The sequence below is a fragment of the Yersinia bercovieri ATCC 43970 genome, assembly GCF_013282745.1.
In the GTDB taxonomy this organism is placed as follows: domain Bacteria; phylum Pseudomonadota; class Gammaproteobacteria; order Enterobacterales; family Enterobacteriaceae; genus Yersinia; species Yersinia bercovieri.
The window spans coordinates 2,389,846-2,408,997 of the sequence record NZ_CP054044.1 but is presented as its reverse complement, the minus strand read 5'-3'; the positions used below and the strand labels follow the sequence as shown (position 1 = coordinate 2,408,997).

The following is a 19,152-nucleotide window of genomic DNA, read 5'->3' as shown; positions in this document are numbered from 1 at the left end:
CCCTGGCGCGAACACTTTACTCTTCTGCCTGTCATCACCGTTCCTGCGGCGTCAAGGGCGCAGGGTATTAGTTAGCGCTATTTTGACGCCACCACTCTGCTAACAGAATCCCGGTGGCAACCGACACGTTGAGACTCTCAACCCGCCCGGTACCGCCGATAGAGACACTCATATCGCCCTGCTGCCATGCACTGTCGGTCAGACCATCACTCTCCTGACCTAATACCAACACCATTTTAGCTGGCAGTTCAGCTTTCGACAGAGTGACACCTTTATGGCTGGAGGTGGTGACTATGGTGTAACCCGCTTTACGGAAGGTATCCAGCACCGAGAGGAAATCATCAGCATTGATTGCCTTGATGTGCTCTGCACCGCCTTCCGCAGTACGCACCGCTGCACCAGACTCCAGCATCGCCGGGTCTTGTAACAGCACGCCGTTGATACCGAAATGTGCGCAGGTACGCATAATACCGCCCAGATTATGTGGATTACCCACATCTTCCAGCGCCAGCACACAATCTTTCGCCTGAGTCTGCTGTTGCAGATAGGTTTCTGCATCCAGCCCCTGACGCTTTTTAATCAGGAAACAAACGCCGCCATGGTGTTCAGTACCAGACGCCTTCGCCAGCTCATCTTCCTCAACCACATGGTAAGCCTTGCGGTTAGCCGCCATCCATTTCAGCGCTTCGCGGAAACGTGGGGTGACTGACTGCACAAACCATGCGCGGACGATCGCATCAGGACGGCTTTCGAACAGCGCCTTACAGGCGTTTTCGCCATAAACACGAGTCTCTTCAGCCCGCTGACGGCGCAACTGCGCAGGGTCAACATGGCTTTTACCGCTGATACCGCCGTGATCAAACTCTGGCTCTTCCGATGGTGCACGGGAGACGGTTTTCCACGGTGAATCGTAAGGGCCGCTACTTTCAGAACGTGCCGGACGGCTAGGACGATCACGGTCATTACGGCCTGAATCATTACGACGTGAGTCACTATTACGCGGTGAGCTGCCCCGACCAGCATTATCACCCGGACGACCTTTTGCGGCCGGACGCGGATTTTTATTACGGTTATTGCTGTTACGGTCGTCGCTGCTTTCGTCACTGCGGACGTACATCACTTTAACTTTGCCGTTTTTGCCACTAAATGAATCGTTCATTGTCTTCTCCACCAACGCGCAGGGCGCGAAGATTACCTGATGTCCGCCCGGTTAGCCATAAGCAAGCGCTAAAAGCTACCAACTATCGTATTCATCGAATAAACCTTTTTGGCACCGCCTCTATTTATACCCATAATAGATAACAACAACGAAACAATTCAGCGCCCCTTGGCTGTCTGGTTTCTTTTATCTACTCAGAGACAAAATAAAGGCTAATGTATGAATACGGTATGCACAGCTTGTATGGCGACTAATCGCCTGCCGGAAGAACGTATTGATGACGGCGCTAAATGTGGGCGCTGCGGCCACTCTTTATTTGATGGCGAAGTGATTAACGCCACCGCCGAAACACTGGATAAACTGCTGCAAGATGACCTAGCCATCGTTATCGACTTCTGGGCACCTTGGTGTGGCCCTTGCCGCAGCTTTGCGCCGATCTTTGAAGCAGTCGCTGCAGAGCGCGCCGGAAAAGTCCGCTTCGTGAAAGTCAACACTGAAGCAGAGCCTGCGCTCAGCACCCGTTTCCGTATTCGCAGCATTCCGACTATTATGCTGTATCGGAACGGGAAAATGGTCGACATGCTCAACGGTGCAGTACCGAAAGTGCCGTTTGATAATTGGTTGGATGAACAATTAGCAGCAGAGCCGGTCGCCCGCTAAGTTAGTTTAACCCATTTATCGTCGCTCGGGGCGGCTCAGTTCGACGTCCCGATAAAAACCACGCCCTGACACTTTTCTGCCGGGGCGTGGTTTTATTGTATAACTCATGGGGAGGCTTGATTAGAATAGCGCTATTTCTTAGGAGTCCGTCGTGACTGAATCATCAACCACCGACCATGAATTGCTGGCAGATATCGTTGTGCCAGCAGTCATTACGACGGAAAATGCCGTACTGCGTTTACGCCAACGGCGCTTAGCCGCCTCCACCCGTGCTTATCGCGCCCGAGGTTGCCGCGCAATTCGTTGCCAGAGCTGCCTGTTAACAGAGCGATTTTGCTTGTGTGACACCATCAAACCACAATCGGCGAGTAGTCGCTTCTGCCTAATTATGTTTGATACTGAGCCGCTAAAGCCCAGTAATACCGGCCGCCTGATTGCCGATATTCTCCCTGACACCCAAGCTTTCCTTTGGGCGCGTACTGAAGTTGACCCTGCATTGCTAGCCGCCATCCGTGATCCAGCACGTCAGCCGTATGTGGTCTTTCCAGAGAAATATGCCGAACCGCCACGGCAGGTACTCAATAAATTACCCATCAACGATAAGCCACCGCTATTTATTTTGCTGGATGGCACCTGGACCGAAGCAAAAAAAATGTTTCGCAAAAGCCCCTACCTCGCCGATTTACCTCTGCTGTCACTGAATGTTACAACGGCTTCCGATTATCTTTTGCGCGAAGCACCGCGACCGGAACAGCACTGTACTGTCGAGGTCGCCGCGGCGCTGCTCCAGCAAGCGGGCGATATGCAAGCGGCGGAGGGGCTAACCGCCCATTTCCACTACTTCCGCCAGCAGTATTTAGCCGGAAAACCTCATCATCCAGTGGGGCGAGTCACAGCAAGCCCCGAAAAAATCGCATAAAATCATTCAAGCGGCCTTTGGCTTATCCCCAATAGATTTCAGGGTGCAGGAAGGCGGTCAGTCAGTGATCCGGGTAATAAATCTGCCAGGAGCCGATTTGAATGCGGCTTACAGCGGCCTGCTAGAGGCGAGACCCATGAATGGGCTGAGTAACGAATGCAGCCAACACAGCTGCAACTTGAAAGATGACGGGGATAAATAATGAGTCAACGTGGATTAGAAGCCCTACTACGCCCGAAATCTATTGCGGTGATTGGCGCTTCTGAAAAACCTGAGCGCGCCGGTTTCCTGATGATGCGTAATTTGCTGGATGGTGGCTTCAGTGGCCCTGTTCTGCCGGTCACCCCGACTCATAAAGCCGTTTGTGGTGTGCTGGCTTACGCGGATATCGCCAGCCTGCCGATCACGCCGGATCTGGCTATCCTCTGCACTCATGATCGCCGTAATCTGACGTTACTCGAAGACTTAGGCGTTCGTGGCTGTAAGGCGGTGATTATTCTCTCTGCCGCGACGGAACAATTTGCAGAACTCAAAGCCTGCGCCCATCGTCATCATATGCGGCTGCTTGGCCCCAACAGCCTCGGCTTACTCGCCCCCTGGCAAGGGTTGAATGCCAGCTTCTCGCCGGTGCCGATTAAAAAAGGGCGACTGGCGTTTATCTCCCAGTCGGCGGCGGTAGCAAATACCATTCTGGACTGGGCGCAGCAGCGGGAAGTGGGCTTCTCATACTTTATTGCGCTGGGTGATAGCTTGGATATTGATGTCGATGACTTGCTCGATTTCCTCGCCAGAGACGGTAAAACCAGCGCCATCATGCTGTATATCGAACATATTAGCGATGCACGCCGCTTTTTATCCGCATCGCGTAGTGCTTCACGTAATAAACCGATTCTGGTGGTCAAAAGTGGCCGCAGCCAACGCGCACAGCAGTTACTGAATGGTCAACAAGGGTTGGATGCTGCTTATGATGCTGCGATTCAGCGCGCGGGTCTGTTGCGGGTGCAAGATACCCACGAGCTGTTCTCCGCCGTCGAAACCTTGAGCCACATGCACCCACTGCGAGGTGAGCGCTTACTCATTGTCAGTAACGGGGCCGCACCTGCGGCCATGGCACTGGATGAGCTGATCAGCCGTAATGGCAAGCTAGCTACACTGTCTGATACGACGCAATCCGCCCTGAGTGCAGCGCTACCCTCTTTTATTTCCTTACGCAACCCAATAGACCTGCGAGATGACGCCAGCGCTGAGCGCTATTTAGCGGCGGTTAAACCCTTATTAGACAGCACCGACTATGATGCGTTGCTGCTGATTCACTCACCGAGCGCCGCCGCACCGGGCAGTAAAACGGCCGAACTATTGATCTCCGCCATTCGTCAGCATCCACGAGGTAAACGCATCACCCTGTTAACTAACTGGTGCGGAGAGTATTCATCGCAAGATGCCCGCCGTCTGTTCACTGAAGCAGGGATACCCACCTACCGCACACCGGAAGGGGCCATTACCGCCTTTATGCATATGGTGGAGTATCGCCGTAACCAGAAACAGTTGAAAGAGACCCCCGCACTGCCACTGGATCTCACCGCCAATACCGCGCATGTGCATCAATTGATCCGTCAGGCGCTGGCTGAAGGTACTACCCAGCTCGACACCCATGAAGTGCAGCCGATACTGGAAGCTTATGGCCTGAGTATGCTGCCGACCTGGATTGCCAGCGATAGCGTCGAAGCGGTGCATATCGCCGAACGCCTGGGCTATCCGGTCGCCATTAAACTGCGCTCACCTGATATTCCGCACAAATCTGAAGTTCAGGGGGTGATGCTCTACCTGCGCACCGCGATTGAAGTACAGCGGGCCGCAGACGATATTCTTGATCGAGTCAAGCGCACCTATCCGCAAGCCCGCATCCACGGTTTGCTGGTGCAAAGCATGGCGAACCGCGCAGGAGCGCAGGAGCTGCGAATTGCGGTAGAGCAGGATGCCATTTTCGGTCCGCTGATTATGTTGGGCGAAGGTGGCATCGAGTGGCATCATGAAACACAGGCCGCAGTAGCGCTGCCGCCACTCAATATGGCACTGGCCCGCTATCTGATCATACAAGCAGTCAAAGGCGGGAAAATCCGCAGCCGTGGATCACTGCAACCTCTGGATATTCCAGGATTAAGCCGCCTGCTGGTGCAAGTTTCCAACTTGATTCTCGATTGCCCCGAGATCACCCGCTTAGATATTCACCCGGTGCTTGCTTCTGGCAGTGAGTTTACTCTGCTGGATGTTTCAATGCAGTTGGCACCGGTCAGCGGCGATCCACAGGCGCGCTTAGCTATTCGTCCCTACCCCCACGAGCTAGAAGAAACTGTGGTGCTAAAAGATGGCTCTCAATGCCTATTCCGCCCAATCTTGCCGGAAGATGAACCGCTACTAAAACTGTTTATTGATCAGGTCACTAAAGAAGATCTCTACTATCGCTACTTCAGCGAAATCAATGAATTCAGCCACGATGATTTGGCGAATATGACGCAAATTGACTATGATCGGGAAATGGCTTTTGTTGCTGTGCGCCAGAGTACGACGGGGCCGGAAATCATCGGCGTGACACGAGCGCTGTCAGATCCGGATAATATCGATGCTGAGTTTGCCGTACTGGTGCGTTCAGACCTCAAAGGGCTAGGGCTGGGGCGGGAGTTGCTAGAAAAGATGATTCAATATACCCGCAGCCATGGATTAACACGACTAACGGCGATCACCATGCCCAACAACCGTGGCATGATCGGTTTGGCTAAAAAGCTCGGTTTTAGTATTGATGTACAGATGGAAGATGGGATCGTTAATCTGGAACTGACACTGTGATTTCAGTTACATGAATCGCCGTGATATACGCCACAACCCCAAACGATTAGGCCATTAACCGGCAAAACTTGCGCACAATCCGGAAAAGTAGTGGTATTATCGCCGACTCTATGGATTAGTGTTTTTTTGCATATGGCGGTTTTGCCATTAAATAACAAGAGAAGAAGCGCACTGTGATGTTGTCAAAATTCAAACGTAGTAAACATCAACAACACCTTGCACAACTGCCCAAACTCCCCCAGCCAGTTGATGATGTCCAAACGCTTTATTGCCCCAAGGTTTTCCGCTCCACTCTCTTGGAATTGATAGGTCAGGCGACCAAACGTATCTATCTGGTGGCACTTTACCTTGAGCAGGATGATGCGGGCCGTGACGTGATGAACGCCCTCTATCAAGCCAAACAGCAGCGTCCAGAGCTGGAAATCTGTGTGCTGGTAGACTGGCACCGCGCTCAACGTGGTCGTATCGGGGCCGCCGCAGTCAATACTAATGCTGATTGGTATTGTGAAATGGCCGCACAGCATCCCAATGTCTGCGTGCCAATTTATGGTGTTCCGGTCAATACCCGCGAAGCCCTTGGCGTACTGCATCTGAAAGGTTTTATCATTGATGACACCGTGATTTACAGTGGTGCTAGCATCAATGATGTCTATCTCCATCAAAACGATAAATATCGTTATGATCGCTATCAGCTCATCACCAATTCATCACTAGCCGATATCATGGTTGATTACGTGAAACAGCGGGTACTGAGTGCCGGTGCCGTTCAACGCCTTGATCGTACAGATAGGCCAACTAATCCTGAAATCAAAAATGAAACACGACAGTTCCGCTCATCACTGCGCGATATCGGATATCAATTTCCAGCGCAAGCTGGTAACGATGAATTGGCAGTCACACCGCTGGTTGGATTAGGCAAAAAAAGTCAGCTAAACAAAACGATTCATCATCTAATGGCTTCCGCTGATGAACGCCTGACGATTTGTACGCCATACTTTAATTTGCCCGCACTGTTAGTTCGTAACATCATCTATTTGCTGCGGGAAGGTAAACAAGTCGAGATTATTGTCGGCGACAAAACGGCAAATGACTTTTATATCCCAGAAGATCAACCGTTTAAAATTATCGGCGCATTACCCTACTTATATGAAATTAACTTGCGCCGTTTTCTCAGTCGCTTACAGCGCTTTGTTGATAACGGACAACTCATTGTTCGTTTGTGGAAAGATGGCGACAATACCTATCATCTAAAAGGGATGTGGGTCGATAATAACTGGCAATTGATTACCGGTAATAATCTGAATCCACGTGCATGGCGTTTAGATCTGGAAAATGCCATTTTGATCCACGATCCTAAGCATGAGATGCATGAGCAACGTACTAAAGAGTTAGATTGCATTCGTACCCATACCAAAGTGGTCTCACACTACCTTGAGTTAGAGAATATTCAGCAGTATCCCGTCAAAGTACGCAAACTGATCCGCCGTTTACGTAGAATTCGTATCGACCGCCTAATTAGCCGCATACTCTAAATCTGAAATATAAAACTTGGCTTATATGTCGAGTTGATGAGATGGCCCCCTGTGAGCAATAAGCTGGCAGGGTGTTTTTTTAGGGGCGTGACACTCAGCGGTATCAATCTTGTTAAGCCCCTTTCACTTTCGTTTTCAACAGAAATTTAGCAACCCATTGTTGTAACAGAAATTTCCCCTTATGTAATTCACTCAGAACCTTCCTGCCCCAGCCAGAACTTGATACAAGAGTATAAAACTAATCAATTATCCTCACTGATATCCAAAACCACTGATGCGGTTGAAGATCAGATATCCACAAGAACGATCCCTTCCACCGTTCCAAAAACACAGTTCTTTTTCAGCGGCTGGTATACGACAGCTTACAGTTCAGTGAGCATAGAAAATCCGGGAGGATCTGAGTAATAAGTTGTTAGTTACTGATTTAGATGAGCTTATGGATGATTGAATGAGTGGTTGAGTGAATGGTCACTTTTAATTTATTCGATGGCAATGATAAAAGATGATTATTTTTCCATTTATATAATGCAAAAAACCCCTGAATCATTGATTCAGGGGTTTTGCAATAAGTGGCGGAACGGACGGGGCTCGAACCCGCGACCCCCTGCGTGACAGGCAGGTATTCTAACCAACTGAACTACCGCTCCACCGATTCTTTTACGTGTATCTTCCCGATACTTACCCCTTACAGGGCCAGCGCTCCGCGCTGTGCAAAACCGCTTCTGGCGATTTTGTCAATTACCAGATGTCACTCTGATAACTCGTGTTTGATGCCTGGCAGTGTCCTACTCTCGCATGGGGAGACCCCACACTACCATCGGCGCTACGGCGTTTCACTTCTGAGTTCGGCATGGGATCAGGTGGGACCACCGCGCTATGGCCGCCAGGCAAATTCTGTTTTAACTCACCCGCTTCACAATAATATATCGTGCAGCCAGTCAGTCCAATCTCGGAACTTCGCTGAAAATCTCTCTCTCAAACCACCAAAACACCTTTGGTGTTGTAAGGTTAAGCCTCACGGATCATTAGTACTGGTTAGCTCAATGCATCGCTGCACTTACACACCCAGCCTATCAACGTCATAGTCTTTAACGTTCCTTCAGGGGGCTTAAAGCCCCAGGGAAGACTCATCTCGAGGCAAGTTTCCCGCTTAGATGCTTTCAGCGGTTATCTCTTCCGAATTTAGCTACCGGGCAATGCCATTGGCATGACAACCCGAACACCAGTGATTCGTCCACTCCGGTCCTCTCGTACTAGGAGCAGCCCCTCTCAATCTTCCAACGCCCACGGCAGATAGGGACCGAACTGTCTCACGACGTTCTAAACCCAGCTCGCGTACCACTTTAAATGGCGAACAGCCATACCCTTGGGACCTACTTCAGCCCCAGGATGTGATGAGCCGACATCGAGGTGCCAAACACCGCCGTCGATATGAACTCTTGGGCGGTATCAGCCTGTTATCCCCGGAGTACCTTTTATCCGTTGAGCGATGGCCCTTCCATTCAGAACCACCGGATCACTAAGACCTACTTTCGTACCTGCTCGAGCCGTCACTCTCGCAGTCAAGCTAGCTTATGCCTTTGCACTAACCTCACGATGTCCGACCGTGATTAGCTAACCTTCGTGCTCCTCCGTTACTCTTTGGGAGGAGACCGCCCCAGTCAAACTACCCACCAGACACTGTCCTCACCCCGGATTACGGGGCCGAGTTAGAACATCAAACATTAAAGGGTGGTATTTCAAGGTTGGCTCCATGCAGACTGGCGTCCACACTTCAATGCCTCCCACCTATCCTACACATCAAGGCTCAATGTTCAGTGTCAAGCTATAGTAAAGGTTCACGGGGTCTTTCCGTCTTGCCGCGGGTACACTGCATCTTCACAGCGAGTTCAATTTCACTGAGTCTCGGGTGGAGACAGCCTGGCCATCATTACGCCATTCGTGCAGGTCGGAACTTACCCGACAAGGAATTTCGCTACCTTAGGACCGTTATAGTTACGGCCGCCGTTTACTGGGGCTTCGATCAAGAGCTTCGCCTTGCGGCTGACCCCATCAATTAACCTTCCAGCACCGGGCAGGCGTCACACCGTATACGTCCACTTTCGTGTTTGCACAGTGCTGTGTTTTTATTAAACAGTTGCAGCCAGCTGGTATCTGCGACTGGCTTCAGCTCCGAGAGCAAGTCTCTTCACCTACCGCCAGCGTGCCTTCTCCCGAAGTTACGGCACCATTTTGCCTAGTTCCTTCACCCGAGTTCTCTCAAGCGCCTGAGTATTCTCTACCTGACCACCTGTGTCGGTTTGGGGTACGATTTAATGTTACCTGATGCTTAGAGGCTTTTCCTGGAAGCTTGGCATCAACTACTTCACCACCGTAGTGGCTCGTCATCACACCTCAGCGTTGATAAGCAACCGGATTTACCTGGTCACTCCGCCTACATGCTTAAACCGGGACAACCGTCGCCCGGCTAGCCTAGCCTTCTCCGTCCCCCCTTCGCAGTAACACCAAGTACAGGAATATTAACCTGTTTCCCATCGACTACGCTTTTCAGCCTCGCCTTAGGGGTCGACTCACCCTGCCCCGATTAACGTTGGACAGGAACCCTTGGTCTTCCGGCGTGCGGGTTTTTCACCCGCATTATCGTTACTTATGTCAGCATTCGCACTTCTGATACCTCCAGCAACCCTCACAGGTCACCTTCAACGGCTTACAGAACGCTCCCCTACCCAACGAACGTATCCCTAAGCCAACTCGACTTTATTGGACGCATTGACGTCGCTGTGCTCCGTCAATCATTATCCACATCATCAAATTGTCTTGGGTGATACGTTCGCTGCCGCAGCTTCGGTGCATGGTTTAGCCCCGTTACATCTTCCGCGCAGGCCGACTCGACCAGTGAGCTATTACGCTTTCTTTAAATGATGGCTGCTTCTAAGCCAACATCCTGGCTGTCTGTGCCTTCCCACATCGTTTCCCACTTAACCATGACTTTGGGACCTTAGCTGGCGGTCTGGGTTGTTTCCCTCTTCACGACGGACGTTAGCACCCGCCGTGTGTCTCCCGTGATAACATTCTTCGGTATTCGGAGTTTGCATCGGTTTGGTAAGTCGGGATGACCCCCTAGCCGAAACAGTGCTCTACCCCCGAAGATGAGTTCACGAGGCGCTACCTAAATAGCTTTCGGGGAGAACCAGCTATCTCCCGGTTTGATTGGCCTTTCACCCCCAGCCACAAGTCATCCGCTAATTTTTCAACATTAGTCGGTTCGGTCCTCCAGTTAGTGTTACCCAACCTTCAACCTGCCCATGGCTAGATCACCGGGTTTCGGGTCTATACCTTGCAACTAGACGCCCAGTTAAGACTCGGTTTCCCTACGGCTCCCCTATTCGGTTAACCTTGCTACAAAATATAAGTCGCTGACCCATTATACAAAAGGTACGCAGTCACACCACGAAGGTGCTCCCACTGCTTGTACGTACACGGTTTCAGGTTCTATTTCACTCCCCTCGCCGGGGTTCTTTTCGCCTTTCCCTCACGGTACTGGTTCACTATCGGTCAGTCAGGAGTATTTAGCCTTGGAGGATGGTCCCCCCATATTCAGACAGGATGTCACGTGTCCCGCCCTACTCATCGAGTTCACAGAATATGCATTTTTGTGTACGGGACTATCACCCTGTACCGTGCGACTTTCCAGACGCTTCCACTAACACATAAACTGATTCAGACTCTGGGCTCTTCCCCGTTCGCTCGCCGCTACTGGGGGAATCTCGGTTGATTTCTTTTCCTCGGGGTACTTAGATGTTTCAGTTCCCCCGGTTCGCCTTGCATGGCTATGTATTCACCATGCAATAGTGCAACGAATTGCACTGGGTTTCCCCATTCGGGTATCGTCGGTTGTAACGCTTCATATCAGCTTACCGACGCTTTTCGCAGATTAGCACGCCCTTCATCGCCTCTGACTGCCTAGGCATCCACCGTGTACGCTTAGTCGCTTAACCTCACAACCCGAAGGTGTCTTTGCAGACCCTTTGCGTTGCGATTATTTGAGAGACTCTAATACAGGCTACTCCTTATCTCAGTACATCTACGGAGAGATAAGTTTCAGCTGTATTGTTTCAATTTTCAGCTTGTTCCAGATTGTTAAAGAGCAATATTTCACAACACACTGTGTCTTGCGACCGCAGTACGTTTTGAAATAGTTTTTTATATGGTGGAGCTAAGCGGGATCGAACCGCTGACCTCCTGCGTGCAAGGCAGGCGCTCTCCCAGCTGAGCTATAGCCCCATATAAAAAGCAAATCACCTTATTGCTGCAACTCAACAGGGAATGGTGAGTTGGTGGGTCTGAGTGGACTTGAACCACCGACCTCACCCTTATCAGGGGTGCGCTCTAACCACCTGAGCTACAGACCCAACAAGGTACTAAAGCCCGGCTAATCTCTCAGCCCGGCCTTATTTGCTCGTTACTTTCTATCAGACAATCTGTGTGGACACTGCGCAATGCGTATCGTGAGGTAAGGAGGTGATCCAACCGCAGGTTCCCCTACGGTTACCTTGTTACGACTTCACCCCAGTCATGAATCACAAAGTGGTAAGCGCCCTCCCGAAGGTTAAGCTACCTACTTCTTTTGCAACCCACTCCCATGGTGTGACGGGCGGTGTGTACAAGGCCCGGGAACGTATTCACCGTAGCATTCTGATCTACGATTACTAGCGATTCCGACTTCATGGAGTCGAGTTGCAGACTCCAATCCGGACTACGACAGACTTTATGTGGTCCGCTTGCTCTCGCGAGTTCGCTTCACTTTGTATCTGCCATTGTAGCACGTGTGTAGCCCTACTCGTAAGGGCCATGATGACTTGACGTCATCCCCACCTTCCTCCGGTTTGTCACCGGCAGTCTCCCTTGAGTTCCCACCATTACGTGCTGGCAACAAAGGATAAGGGTTGCGCTCGTTGCGGGACTTAACCCAACATTTCACAACACGAGCTGACGACAGCCATGCAGCACCTGTCTCACGGTTCCCGAAGGCACTAAAGCATCTCTGCTAAATTCCGTGGATGTCAAGAGTAGGTAAGGTTCTTCGCGTTGCATCGAATTAAACCACATGCTCCACCGCTTGTGCGGGCCCCCGTCAATTCATTTGAGTTTTAACCTTGCGGCCGTACTCCCCAGGCGGTCGACTTAACGCGTTAGCTCCGGAAGCCACGCCTCAAGGGCACAACCTCCAAGTCGACATCGTTTACAGCGTGGACTACCAGGGTATCTAATCCTGTTTGCTCCCCACGCTTTCGCACCTGAGCGTCAGTCTTTGTCCAGGGGGCCGCCTTCGCCACCGGTATTCCTCCAGATCTCTACGCATTTCACCGCTACACCTGGAATTCTACCCCCCTCTACAAGACTCTAGCTTGCCAGTTTCAAATGCAGTTCCCACGTTAAGCGCGGGGATTTCACATCTGACTTAACAAACCGCCTGCGTGCGCTTTACGCCCAGTAATTCCGATTAACGCTTGCACCCTCCGTATTACCGCGGCTGCTGGCACGGAGTTAGCCGGTGCTTCTTCTGCGAGTAACGTCAATCAATCGTGCTATTAACACGACTGCCTTCCTCCTCGCTGAAAGTGCTTTACAACCCGAAGGCCTTCTTCACACACGCGGCATGGCTGCATCAGGCTTGCGCCCATTGTGCAATATTCCCCACTGCTGCCTCCCGTAGGAGTCTGGACCGTGTCTCAGTTCCAGTGTGGCTGGTCATCCTCTCAGACCAGCTAGGGATCGTCGCCTAGGTGAGCCATTACCCCACCTACTAGCTAATCCCATCTGGGTTCATCCGATGGCGTGAGGCCCGAAGGTCCCCCACTTTGCTCTTACGAGGTTATGCGGTATTAGCTACCGTTTCCAGTAGTTATCCCCCTCCATCAGGCAGATCCCCAGACATTACTCACCCGTCCGCCGCTCGCCGGCAAAGTAGTAAACTACTTCCCGCTGCCGCTCGACTTGCATGTGTTAGGCCTGCCGCCAGCGTTCAATCTGAGCCATGATCAAACTCTTCAATTTAAGATTTGTTTGATTTGCTACCGAAGTAGCGATGCTCAAAGATTACTTTCTGCAAATATGCATTCGAACCGAAGTTCAAATGTGTACTGCTTTGGTCACTCTTCAAGACTTTGATATTGCTTCTGCCTGCCGAAACAGGCTTCGATATCGTCTTGCGAGTGCCCACACAGATTGTCTGATAAATTGTTAAAGAGCGTTCGTTACCCGTTGGCCTTTCAGCGAATCTTACGGTAACGCGGGAGGCAGATAATACGCTTTCCCGCTGAAGAGTCAAGGTGTTATTTGATTTCTTTCGAACTCAAACGCGTTCTTTTCTCTTCCTGACCCGGCGAAGTTTGTTTCGTTGTTCCCGGTCAGTGGAGGCGCATTATAGGGAGTTCCTGACAGGCTGCAACCCCTAATTTGAAAAAACTTTTCAACCGCTCATTAATGCGGCAAAAATACCAAATACGGTGAAAAAGGAAACAAAAGGGGGCGATTTCTCGCCCCCTCAAAGGATTAGCTATTACTGTTTGGCAACGATATGCCCATTTTCTACATCCAGAGTCACAGGTACTCCCGGTATTAATTTGCCGGAAAGTATCTGTTGTGACAGTGGGTTCTCGATCTCCTGCTGGATAGCACGTTTCAATGGACGTGCGCCATAGACAGGGTCGAAACCAGCTTCGCCCAAGAACTCCAACGCAGGCTGAGTAATTGTGACTTGGTAGCCACGCTCTTCCAGACGTTTGTACAACCGCTCCAGTTGGATGCTGGCAATTGAAGCCAAGTGCGCCCGACCCAATGGATGGAAGACCACAACCTCATCTATACGGTTAATGAATTCAGGGCGGAAGTGATGGCTAACAACTTCCATCACCATATTTTTCATTTCGGCATAACTTCTTTCACCGAAACGCTCCTGAATCAGATCTGAACCCAGGTTAGAGGTCATAATGACGACAGTGTTACGGAAATCGACCGTTCTACCCTGCCCGTCAGTCAAGCGCCCATCATCCAACACCTGCAAGAGTATGTTGAAGACATCCGGATGCGCTTTTTCCACCTCATCCAGCAGAATCACAGAATAAGGGCGACGGCGTACAGCTTCCGTCAGGTAGCCACCTTCTTCATAGCCAACGTAGCCCGGAGGCGCACCCACCAACCGAGATACGGAGTGTTTTTCCATAAACTCGGACATATCAATACGCACCATGGCATCGTCGCTGTCGAACAAGAAGGTTGCCAGCGCTTTACACAGTTCGGTTTTACCCACCCCGGTTGGCCCTAAGAATAAGAAGGAGCCAATTGGGCGGTTTGGATCTGACAACCCAGCGCGACTACGACGGATAGCATTGGATACTGCTTCAACCGCTTCATCCTGCCCTATTACCCGCTTATGGAGATCTTGTTCCATGCGCAGCAGCTTATCTCGCTCACTTTCCAACATGCGAGCTACCGGGATACCAGTCCAGCGAGCCAGCACATCCGCAATCTCTACCTCAGTGACGCGGTTACGCAGCAGCTTCATGGTTTTCCCTTCCAGCGCAGTTGCCGCTGCCAGCTGTTTTTCCAGCTCAGGAATTTTACCGTACTGGAGTTCTGACATTCGCGCTAAGTCACCCACACGACGCGCCTGCTCTAAGGTGATCTTGGCTTGTTCCAGCTCAGTTTTAATATTCTGAGTCCCGGTGAGCGAGGCTTTTTCAGCTTTCCACTCCTCTTCCAGCTCAGAGTATTCACGCTCTTTCTGCTCTAATTCGGTATTGAGCATCTCCAGCCGTTTTTTACTGGCATCATCAGACTCTTTCTTCAGCGCCTGTTGCTCCAACTTCAACTGGATAATCCGGCGTTCCAATCTGTCCAAAGATTCTGGTTTTGAATCCATCTGCATACGAATGCTGGAACCCGCTTCATCGATAAGGTCGATGGCCTTATCCGGTAATTGACGATCCGCAATATAGCGGTGCGACAGTGTTGCCGCTGCAACAATGGCCGGATCAGTTATCTGCACATGGTGATGCAGCTCGTAGCGCTCTTTCAACCCACGCAAAATGGCAATGGTGTCTTCTACGCTCGGCTCTGCAACGTAAACTTTCTGGAAGCGCCGCTCCAGCGCCGCATCCTTCTCTATATACTGACGATACTCATCAAGTGTTGTTGCACCCACGCAATGCAATTCACCACGCGCTAATGCAGGTTTCAGCATATTACCGGCATCCATTGCCCCGTCGCCTTTACCGGCACCGACCATGGTATGCAATTCATCAATGAACAAGATCACACTGCCTTCTTGTTTTGATAAATCGTTCAATACGCCTTTCAAGCGCTCTTCAAACTCACCACGATATTTAGCACCCGCAATCAGTGCGCCCATATCTAATGAGAGCACACGTTTATGTTTCAAGCCTTCAGGCACTTCGCCATTCACGATACGTTGCGCCAAACCTTCCACAATGGCCGTTTTACCGACACCAGGCTCACCAATTAGCACCGGATTATTTTTGGTACGGCGCTGTAACACCTGAATAGTACGGCGAATCTCTTCATCACGGCCAATGACCGGGTCGAGCTTGCCTTGCTCCGCGCGCTCAGTCAGGTCGATAGTGAATTTTTTCAATGCCTGGCGCTGGTCTTCAGCCCCTTGGTCATCGACTTTGTCACCACCACGCATATTTTCAATTGCCTTATCTATATTGTCAGTTGTTGCACCCGCGGCCTTTAACATGTCAGTTAAGGTGCCGCGATCCTCAAGCGCTGCCAGAACGAACAGCTCTGAAGAGATAAATTTATCTGAGCGCTTTTGCGCTAATTTGTCACAAAGATTGAGTACCCGGACCAGCTCATTTGATGGTTGAACATCACCGCCGGTGCCCTCAACTTGTGGAAGACGACCTAACGCTTGCTCAATCTCGCTACGCAAAGTGGCGACATTAATACCCGCCGAGGTCAACAATGGGCGAACCGTTCCCCCATCCTGATTGAGCAGTGCGCTCATCAAATGTATTGGTTCAATGAATTGATTGTCGCGCCCAAGTGCTAAAGACTGGGCATCGGCGAGGGCAAGCTGGAATTTACTGGTAAGACGATCCAGACGCATAACACCTCCAATATTGGTCAAAATTGCTACTGGAGATTAGATGAGGTCATCCCTCAAATTTTCAAGGTTATTTTGACACTATATTTAAAGTAATACGTTATGCGTCAGCGGATCGTCCTAATTCAATAGGTTATATCAGCCAGACTAAACTTGCCATACGTCCAGTGATCCCATCGCGCCGATAAGAGAAAAATTGCTGTTTTTCACTCACAGTACAGCGATCGCCGCCATAAATAGCATGAATACCCGCAGCCTGTAGCCGCAAGCGAGCCAATAAATAGATATCCGCAAGATATTTGGAGCCGGAGGGGGTAAAGGCAGTCGTGGATTGAACATCAAGGGCGCTAAACGCCTGTTTGACATCTTCTCCCACTTCGAACTGTTGTGGGCCAATCGCCGGGCCTAACCAGGCCATAATAGAGGAGGGGGCCGCCTTGAACTGCGCCAGAGTCTGTTCAAGGACGCCAGCACATAGGCCACGCCAACCCGCATGGGCGGCGGCAACTTCATCACCTGCTAATGAGCAAAACAGCACGGGTAGACAATCGGCAGTCATCACTGCACAAACTTGCCCGGCGACACGGCTATAGACCGCATCGGCCCGCACATCAGAGATTGCCTTGCCCTCCAGATGCAAGACACGAGTACCGTGTACCTGATCTAGCCAGATAGGTATTTGCGGTAAGCCCGCCTGTTCCACCAAACGTTGGCGATTGGCGACTACACTGGCAGTGATATCGCCCACATGAGTGCCAAGGTTTAATGAATCATAAGGCGAGACGCTGATACCGCCATGACGAGTCGTGCTGCATGCCTTGACACCAGCAGGTATCGGCCAGTCGGGGAGTATCAGCTTGCTCATTACCAATCCATCTGGTCTTTGAATTCCAGAGTATCGGCCTTCAGCGCATTAATGAGCTCAACCATATCTTCTGGTAATGCTGCATGCCATTCCATTTGAATGCCACTGATGGGGTGATACAAACGCAGCATGGTTGCATGCAGTGCCTGGCGATCAAAACCGCGTAAAATCGTGATAAAGGAGTCAGAAGCCCCTCTTGGCGGACGCGGGCGGCCACCATAAAGCTGATCACCCACCAGCGGATGGTTAATATGCGACATATGCACACGGATCTGATGCGTACGACCCGTCTCTAAACGCAGGCGCAGACGAGTATGGGCACGGAAATGCTCCATAATGCGGTAGTGAGTGGTTGCCGGTTTGCCCATTGGGTGCACGGCCATATGGGTACGTTTGGTGGAGTGACGAGAAATCGGTTCGTCTACACGGCCACCCGCAGTCATATTGCCGATAGCGACGGCTTCATATTCACGTGTGATTTCACGCGCTTGCAGTGCTTCGACCAAACGAGTTTGTGCCGGAACCGTTTTCGCGACCACCATCAAGCCAGTGGTATCTTTATCCAGACGATGTACGATACCCGCTCGAGGCACATCAACGATTTCTGGATAATAATAGAGCAACGCATTCAGGACAGTACCATCTGGATTACCTGCGCCGGGATGTACCACCAAACCGCGGGGTTTATTAATAACCAAAATATCGCTATCTTCGTAGACGATATCCAGTGGGATTTCTTGAGGCGCCCAGCGAGCATCTTCCTCAATTTGCGCGTCAATTGTGACGAGCTCACCACCCAACACTTTTTCTTTAGGCTTGTTAATTGTTTTACCGTCGACTGTGACCCTGTCTTCCAAAATCCACTCTTTTATGCGAGATCTTGAATAATCAGGGAACAATTCGGCCAAAGCCTGATCTAACCGTTGACCGAGTTGTGATTCGGCCACCGTTGCGCTGAGTTGTACTTGTTGTGCCATATGCAGCTTCTTGTTCGTTAACGTTGGGTTTTGACGGCGATGCCGTTTAATATAATGTGCTATTGTATCTAGATCTTTGTCGGGAGCTTAACGGACAGTCTCCCGGAATAACACTTCGAGGATAATCAAAACGTCATGACGCGTATGAAATATCTGGTGGCTGCCGCCACGTTGAGCCTGGTGCTGACCGGTTGCTCCAGTAACAAGGACGTGGTTCCCGATAACCCGCCTTCTGAGCTCTATGCTACCGCTCAGCAAAAACTGCAGGACGGTAACTTTAAGGGAGCAATTACGCAACTAGAAGCGTTAGATAACCGCTATCCTTTCGGGCCTTACTCCCAACAGGTTCAGCTTGATTTGATTTATGCCTATTATAAATCAGCTGATCTGCCGTTGGCACAAGCCTCAATTGATCGCTTTATGCGCCTTAATCCCACACATCCTAACATCGATTACGTATTATATATGCGTGGTTTGACTGACATGGCTCTGGATGACAGCGCATTGCAAGGCTTCTTCGGGATTGATCGTTCAGATCGCGATCCGCAACATGCTAAGGCCGCATTCCGCGATTTTAGCCAGTTGATTCAAAGCTATCCGAACAGCCAATATGCAACGGATGCGCAAAAGCGCCTGATGTTCCTGAAAGATCGTCTGGCCAAGCATGAACTGGCCGTGGCGCAATATTACACTAAACGAGGCGCCTACGTCGCGGTAGTTAACCGTGTTGAACAGATGTTGAGAGATTATCCTGATACTAAAGCAACCCGCGATGCGTTGCCATTGATGGAAAATGCTTACAAACAGCTGCAACTGAATGCTCAAGCAGACAAAGTTGCCAAGATAATTGCGGCGAATCCAGCCTGATATTATCTGAACCACTAAAATACCAAACGGCAGCCTAGGCTGCCGTTTTCAATTCTGCCTTTTATGAGCACAAACTCAAGAGTTTGGTGGCTTCAGACTATTGCACTGACATTGCATTTAAGACAGAAAAATAACGCTGTTTTTAACTATGCATAGACAATATAACTTATCGATAATGCGGCATTACAATCAATGA

At 50.6% G+C, this 19,152-nt stretch carries 9 protein-coding genes, 3 tRNA genes and 3 rRNA genes; 5 read left to right on the top strand and 10 right to left on the bottom strand.

Translation table 11 applies throughout. The annotated features are described in order from the left end of the window. Window positions 1-67: 67 nt before the first annotated feature. A complete protein-coding gene (locus HRK25_RS10780; protein WP_005275009.1) occupies window positions 68-1,159 on the bottom strand; it encodes a tRNA/rRNA methyltransferase in 1,092 nt (363 codons plus the stop codon). A gap of 219 nt (window positions 1,160-1,378) precedes the next feature. Between HRK25_RS10780 and trxC the strand changes: the two genes are divergently transcribed. The 4 genes from trxC to pssA all read left to right on the top strand — a co-directional run bounded on the left by trxC (window position 1,379) and on the right by pssA (window position 7,114). After that, complete coding sequence (gene trxC / locus HRK25_RS10775; RefSeq protein ID WP_032898045.1) at window positions 1,379-1,819, top strand: thioredoxin TrxC; 441 nt, start codon at window positions 1,379-1,381, stop codon at window positions 1,817-1,819. 151 nt (window positions 1,820-1,970) lie between these two features. Beyond that, entirely contained in the window at window positions 1,971-2,738 is a 768-nt protein-coding gene (locus HRK25_RS10770) for a tRNA-uridine aminocarboxypropyltransferase (protein WP_005275014.1), read from the top strand. Window positions 2,739-2,939: 201 nt separating this feature from the next. Then, window positions 2,940-5,582, top strand: coding sequence for a bifunctional acetate--CoA ligase family protein/GNAT family N-acetyltransferase (locus HRK25_RS10765; RefSeq protein ID WP_005275017.1), 2,643 nt, complete (start codon window positions 2,940-2,942; stop codon window positions 5,580-5,582). Window positions 5,583-5,761: 179 nt separating this feature from the next. Continuing rightward, window positions 5,762-7,114 carry a CDP-diacylglycerol--serine O-phosphatidyltransferase gene (pssA, locus tag HRK25_RS10760; protein WP_420864419.1) on the top strand — a complete coding sequence of 451 codons (1,353 nt, stop codon included), beginning with the start codon at window positions 5,762-5,764 and terminating at the stop codon, window positions 7,112-7,114. Window positions 7,115-7,684: 570 nt separating this feature from the next. Here pssA and HRK25_RS10755 read toward each other — a convergent pair. From HRK25_RS10755 to rluD, 9 genes are all read right to left on the bottom strand, one after another. Further along, window positions 7,685-7,761, bottom strand: a tRNA-Asp gene (locus HRK25_RS10755). Window positions 7,762-7,886: 125 nt separating this feature from the next. Then, a 5S ribosomal RNA gene (gene rrf / locus HRK25_RS10750) occupies window positions 7,887-8,002 on the bottom strand. 116 nt (window positions 8,003-8,118) lie between these two features. Further along, window positions 8,119-11,112, bottom strand: a 23S ribosomal RNA gene (locus HRK25_RS10745). A gap of 210 nt (window positions 11,113-11,322) precedes the next feature. Beyond that, window positions 11,323-11,398: transfer RNA gene (locus HRK25_RS10740), tRNA-Ala, on the bottom strand. A 51-nt stretch (window positions 11,399-11,449) separates the two neighbouring features. After that, a tRNA-Ile gene (locus HRK25_RS10735) sits at window positions 11,450-11,526 on the bottom strand. 102 nt (window positions 11,527-11,628) lie between these two features. Then, window positions 11,629-13,171 (bottom strand): 16S ribosomal RNA (locus HRK25_RS10730). The 16S, 23S and 5S rRNA genes sit together here with 3 tRNA genes alongside, the layout of an rRNA operon. A 505-nt stretch (window positions 13,172-13,676) precedes the next feature. Next, entirely contained in the window at window positions 13,677-16,250 is a 2,574-nt protein-coding gene (gene clpB / locus HRK25_RS10725) for an ATP-dependent chaperone ClpB (RefSeq protein WP_005278374.1), read from the bottom strand. 130 nt (window positions 16,251-16,380) lie between these two features. After that, entirely contained in the window at window positions 16,381-17,112 is a 732-nt protein-coding gene (yfiH, locus tag HRK25_RS10720) for a purine nucleoside phosphorylase YfiH (protein WP_032898729.1), read from the bottom strand. Further along, the gene (rluD, locus tag HRK25_RS10715) at window positions 17,112-18,089 is read right to left on the bottom strand and encodes a 23S rRNA pseudouridine(1911/1915/1917) synthase RluD (protein WP_005278378.1); all 978 of its coding nucleotides are present in this window, start codon (window positions 18,087-18,089) and stop codon (window positions 17,112-17,114) included. The genes yfiH and rluD overlap by 1 nt, the downstream gene beginning before the upstream one ends. Window positions 18,090-18,224: 135 nt before the next feature. Here rluD and bamD point away from each other — a divergent pair, with 135 nt between their 5' ends. Next, window positions 18,225-18,956, top strand: a complete 732-nt coding sequence (gene bamD / locus HRK25_RS10710) for an outer membrane protein assembly factor BamD (RefSeq protein WP_032815376.1) — start codon at window positions 18,225-18,227, stop codon at window positions 18,954-18,956. Window positions 18,957-19,152 lie beyond the last annotated feature (196 nt).

What these genes read in the sequence shown, in the direction of transcription:
- HRK25_RS10780 (WP_005275009.1), bottom strand. Translation starts at nt 1,159, where the DNA reads ATGAACGATTCATTTAGTGGCAAAAACGGCAAAGTTAAAGTGATGTAC.
- trxC (WP_032898045.1), top strand. Translation starts at nt 1,379, where the DNA reads ATGAATACGGTATGCACAGCTTGTATGGCGACTAATCGCCTGCCGGAA.
- HRK25_RS10765 (WP_005275017.1), top strand. Translation starts at nt 2,940, where the DNA reads ATGAGTCAACGTGGATTAGAAGCCCTACTACGCCCGAAATCTATTGCG.
- clpB (WP_005278374.1), bottom strand. Translation starts at nt 16,250, where the DNA reads ATGCGTCTGGATCGTCTTACCAGTAAATTCCAGCTTGCCCTCGCCGAT.
- yfiH (WP_032898729.1), bottom strand. Translation starts at nt 17,112, where the DNA reads ATGAGCAAGCTGATACTCCCCGACTGGCCGATACCTGCTGGTGTCAAG.
- rluD (WP_005278378.1), bottom strand. Translation starts at nt 18,089, where the DNA reads ATGGCACAACAAGTACAACTCAGCGCAACGGTGGCCGAATCACAACTC.
- bamD (WP_032815376.1), top strand. Translation starts at nt 18,225, where the DNA reads ATGACGCGTATGAAATATCTGGTGGCTGCCGCCACGTTGAGCCTGGTG.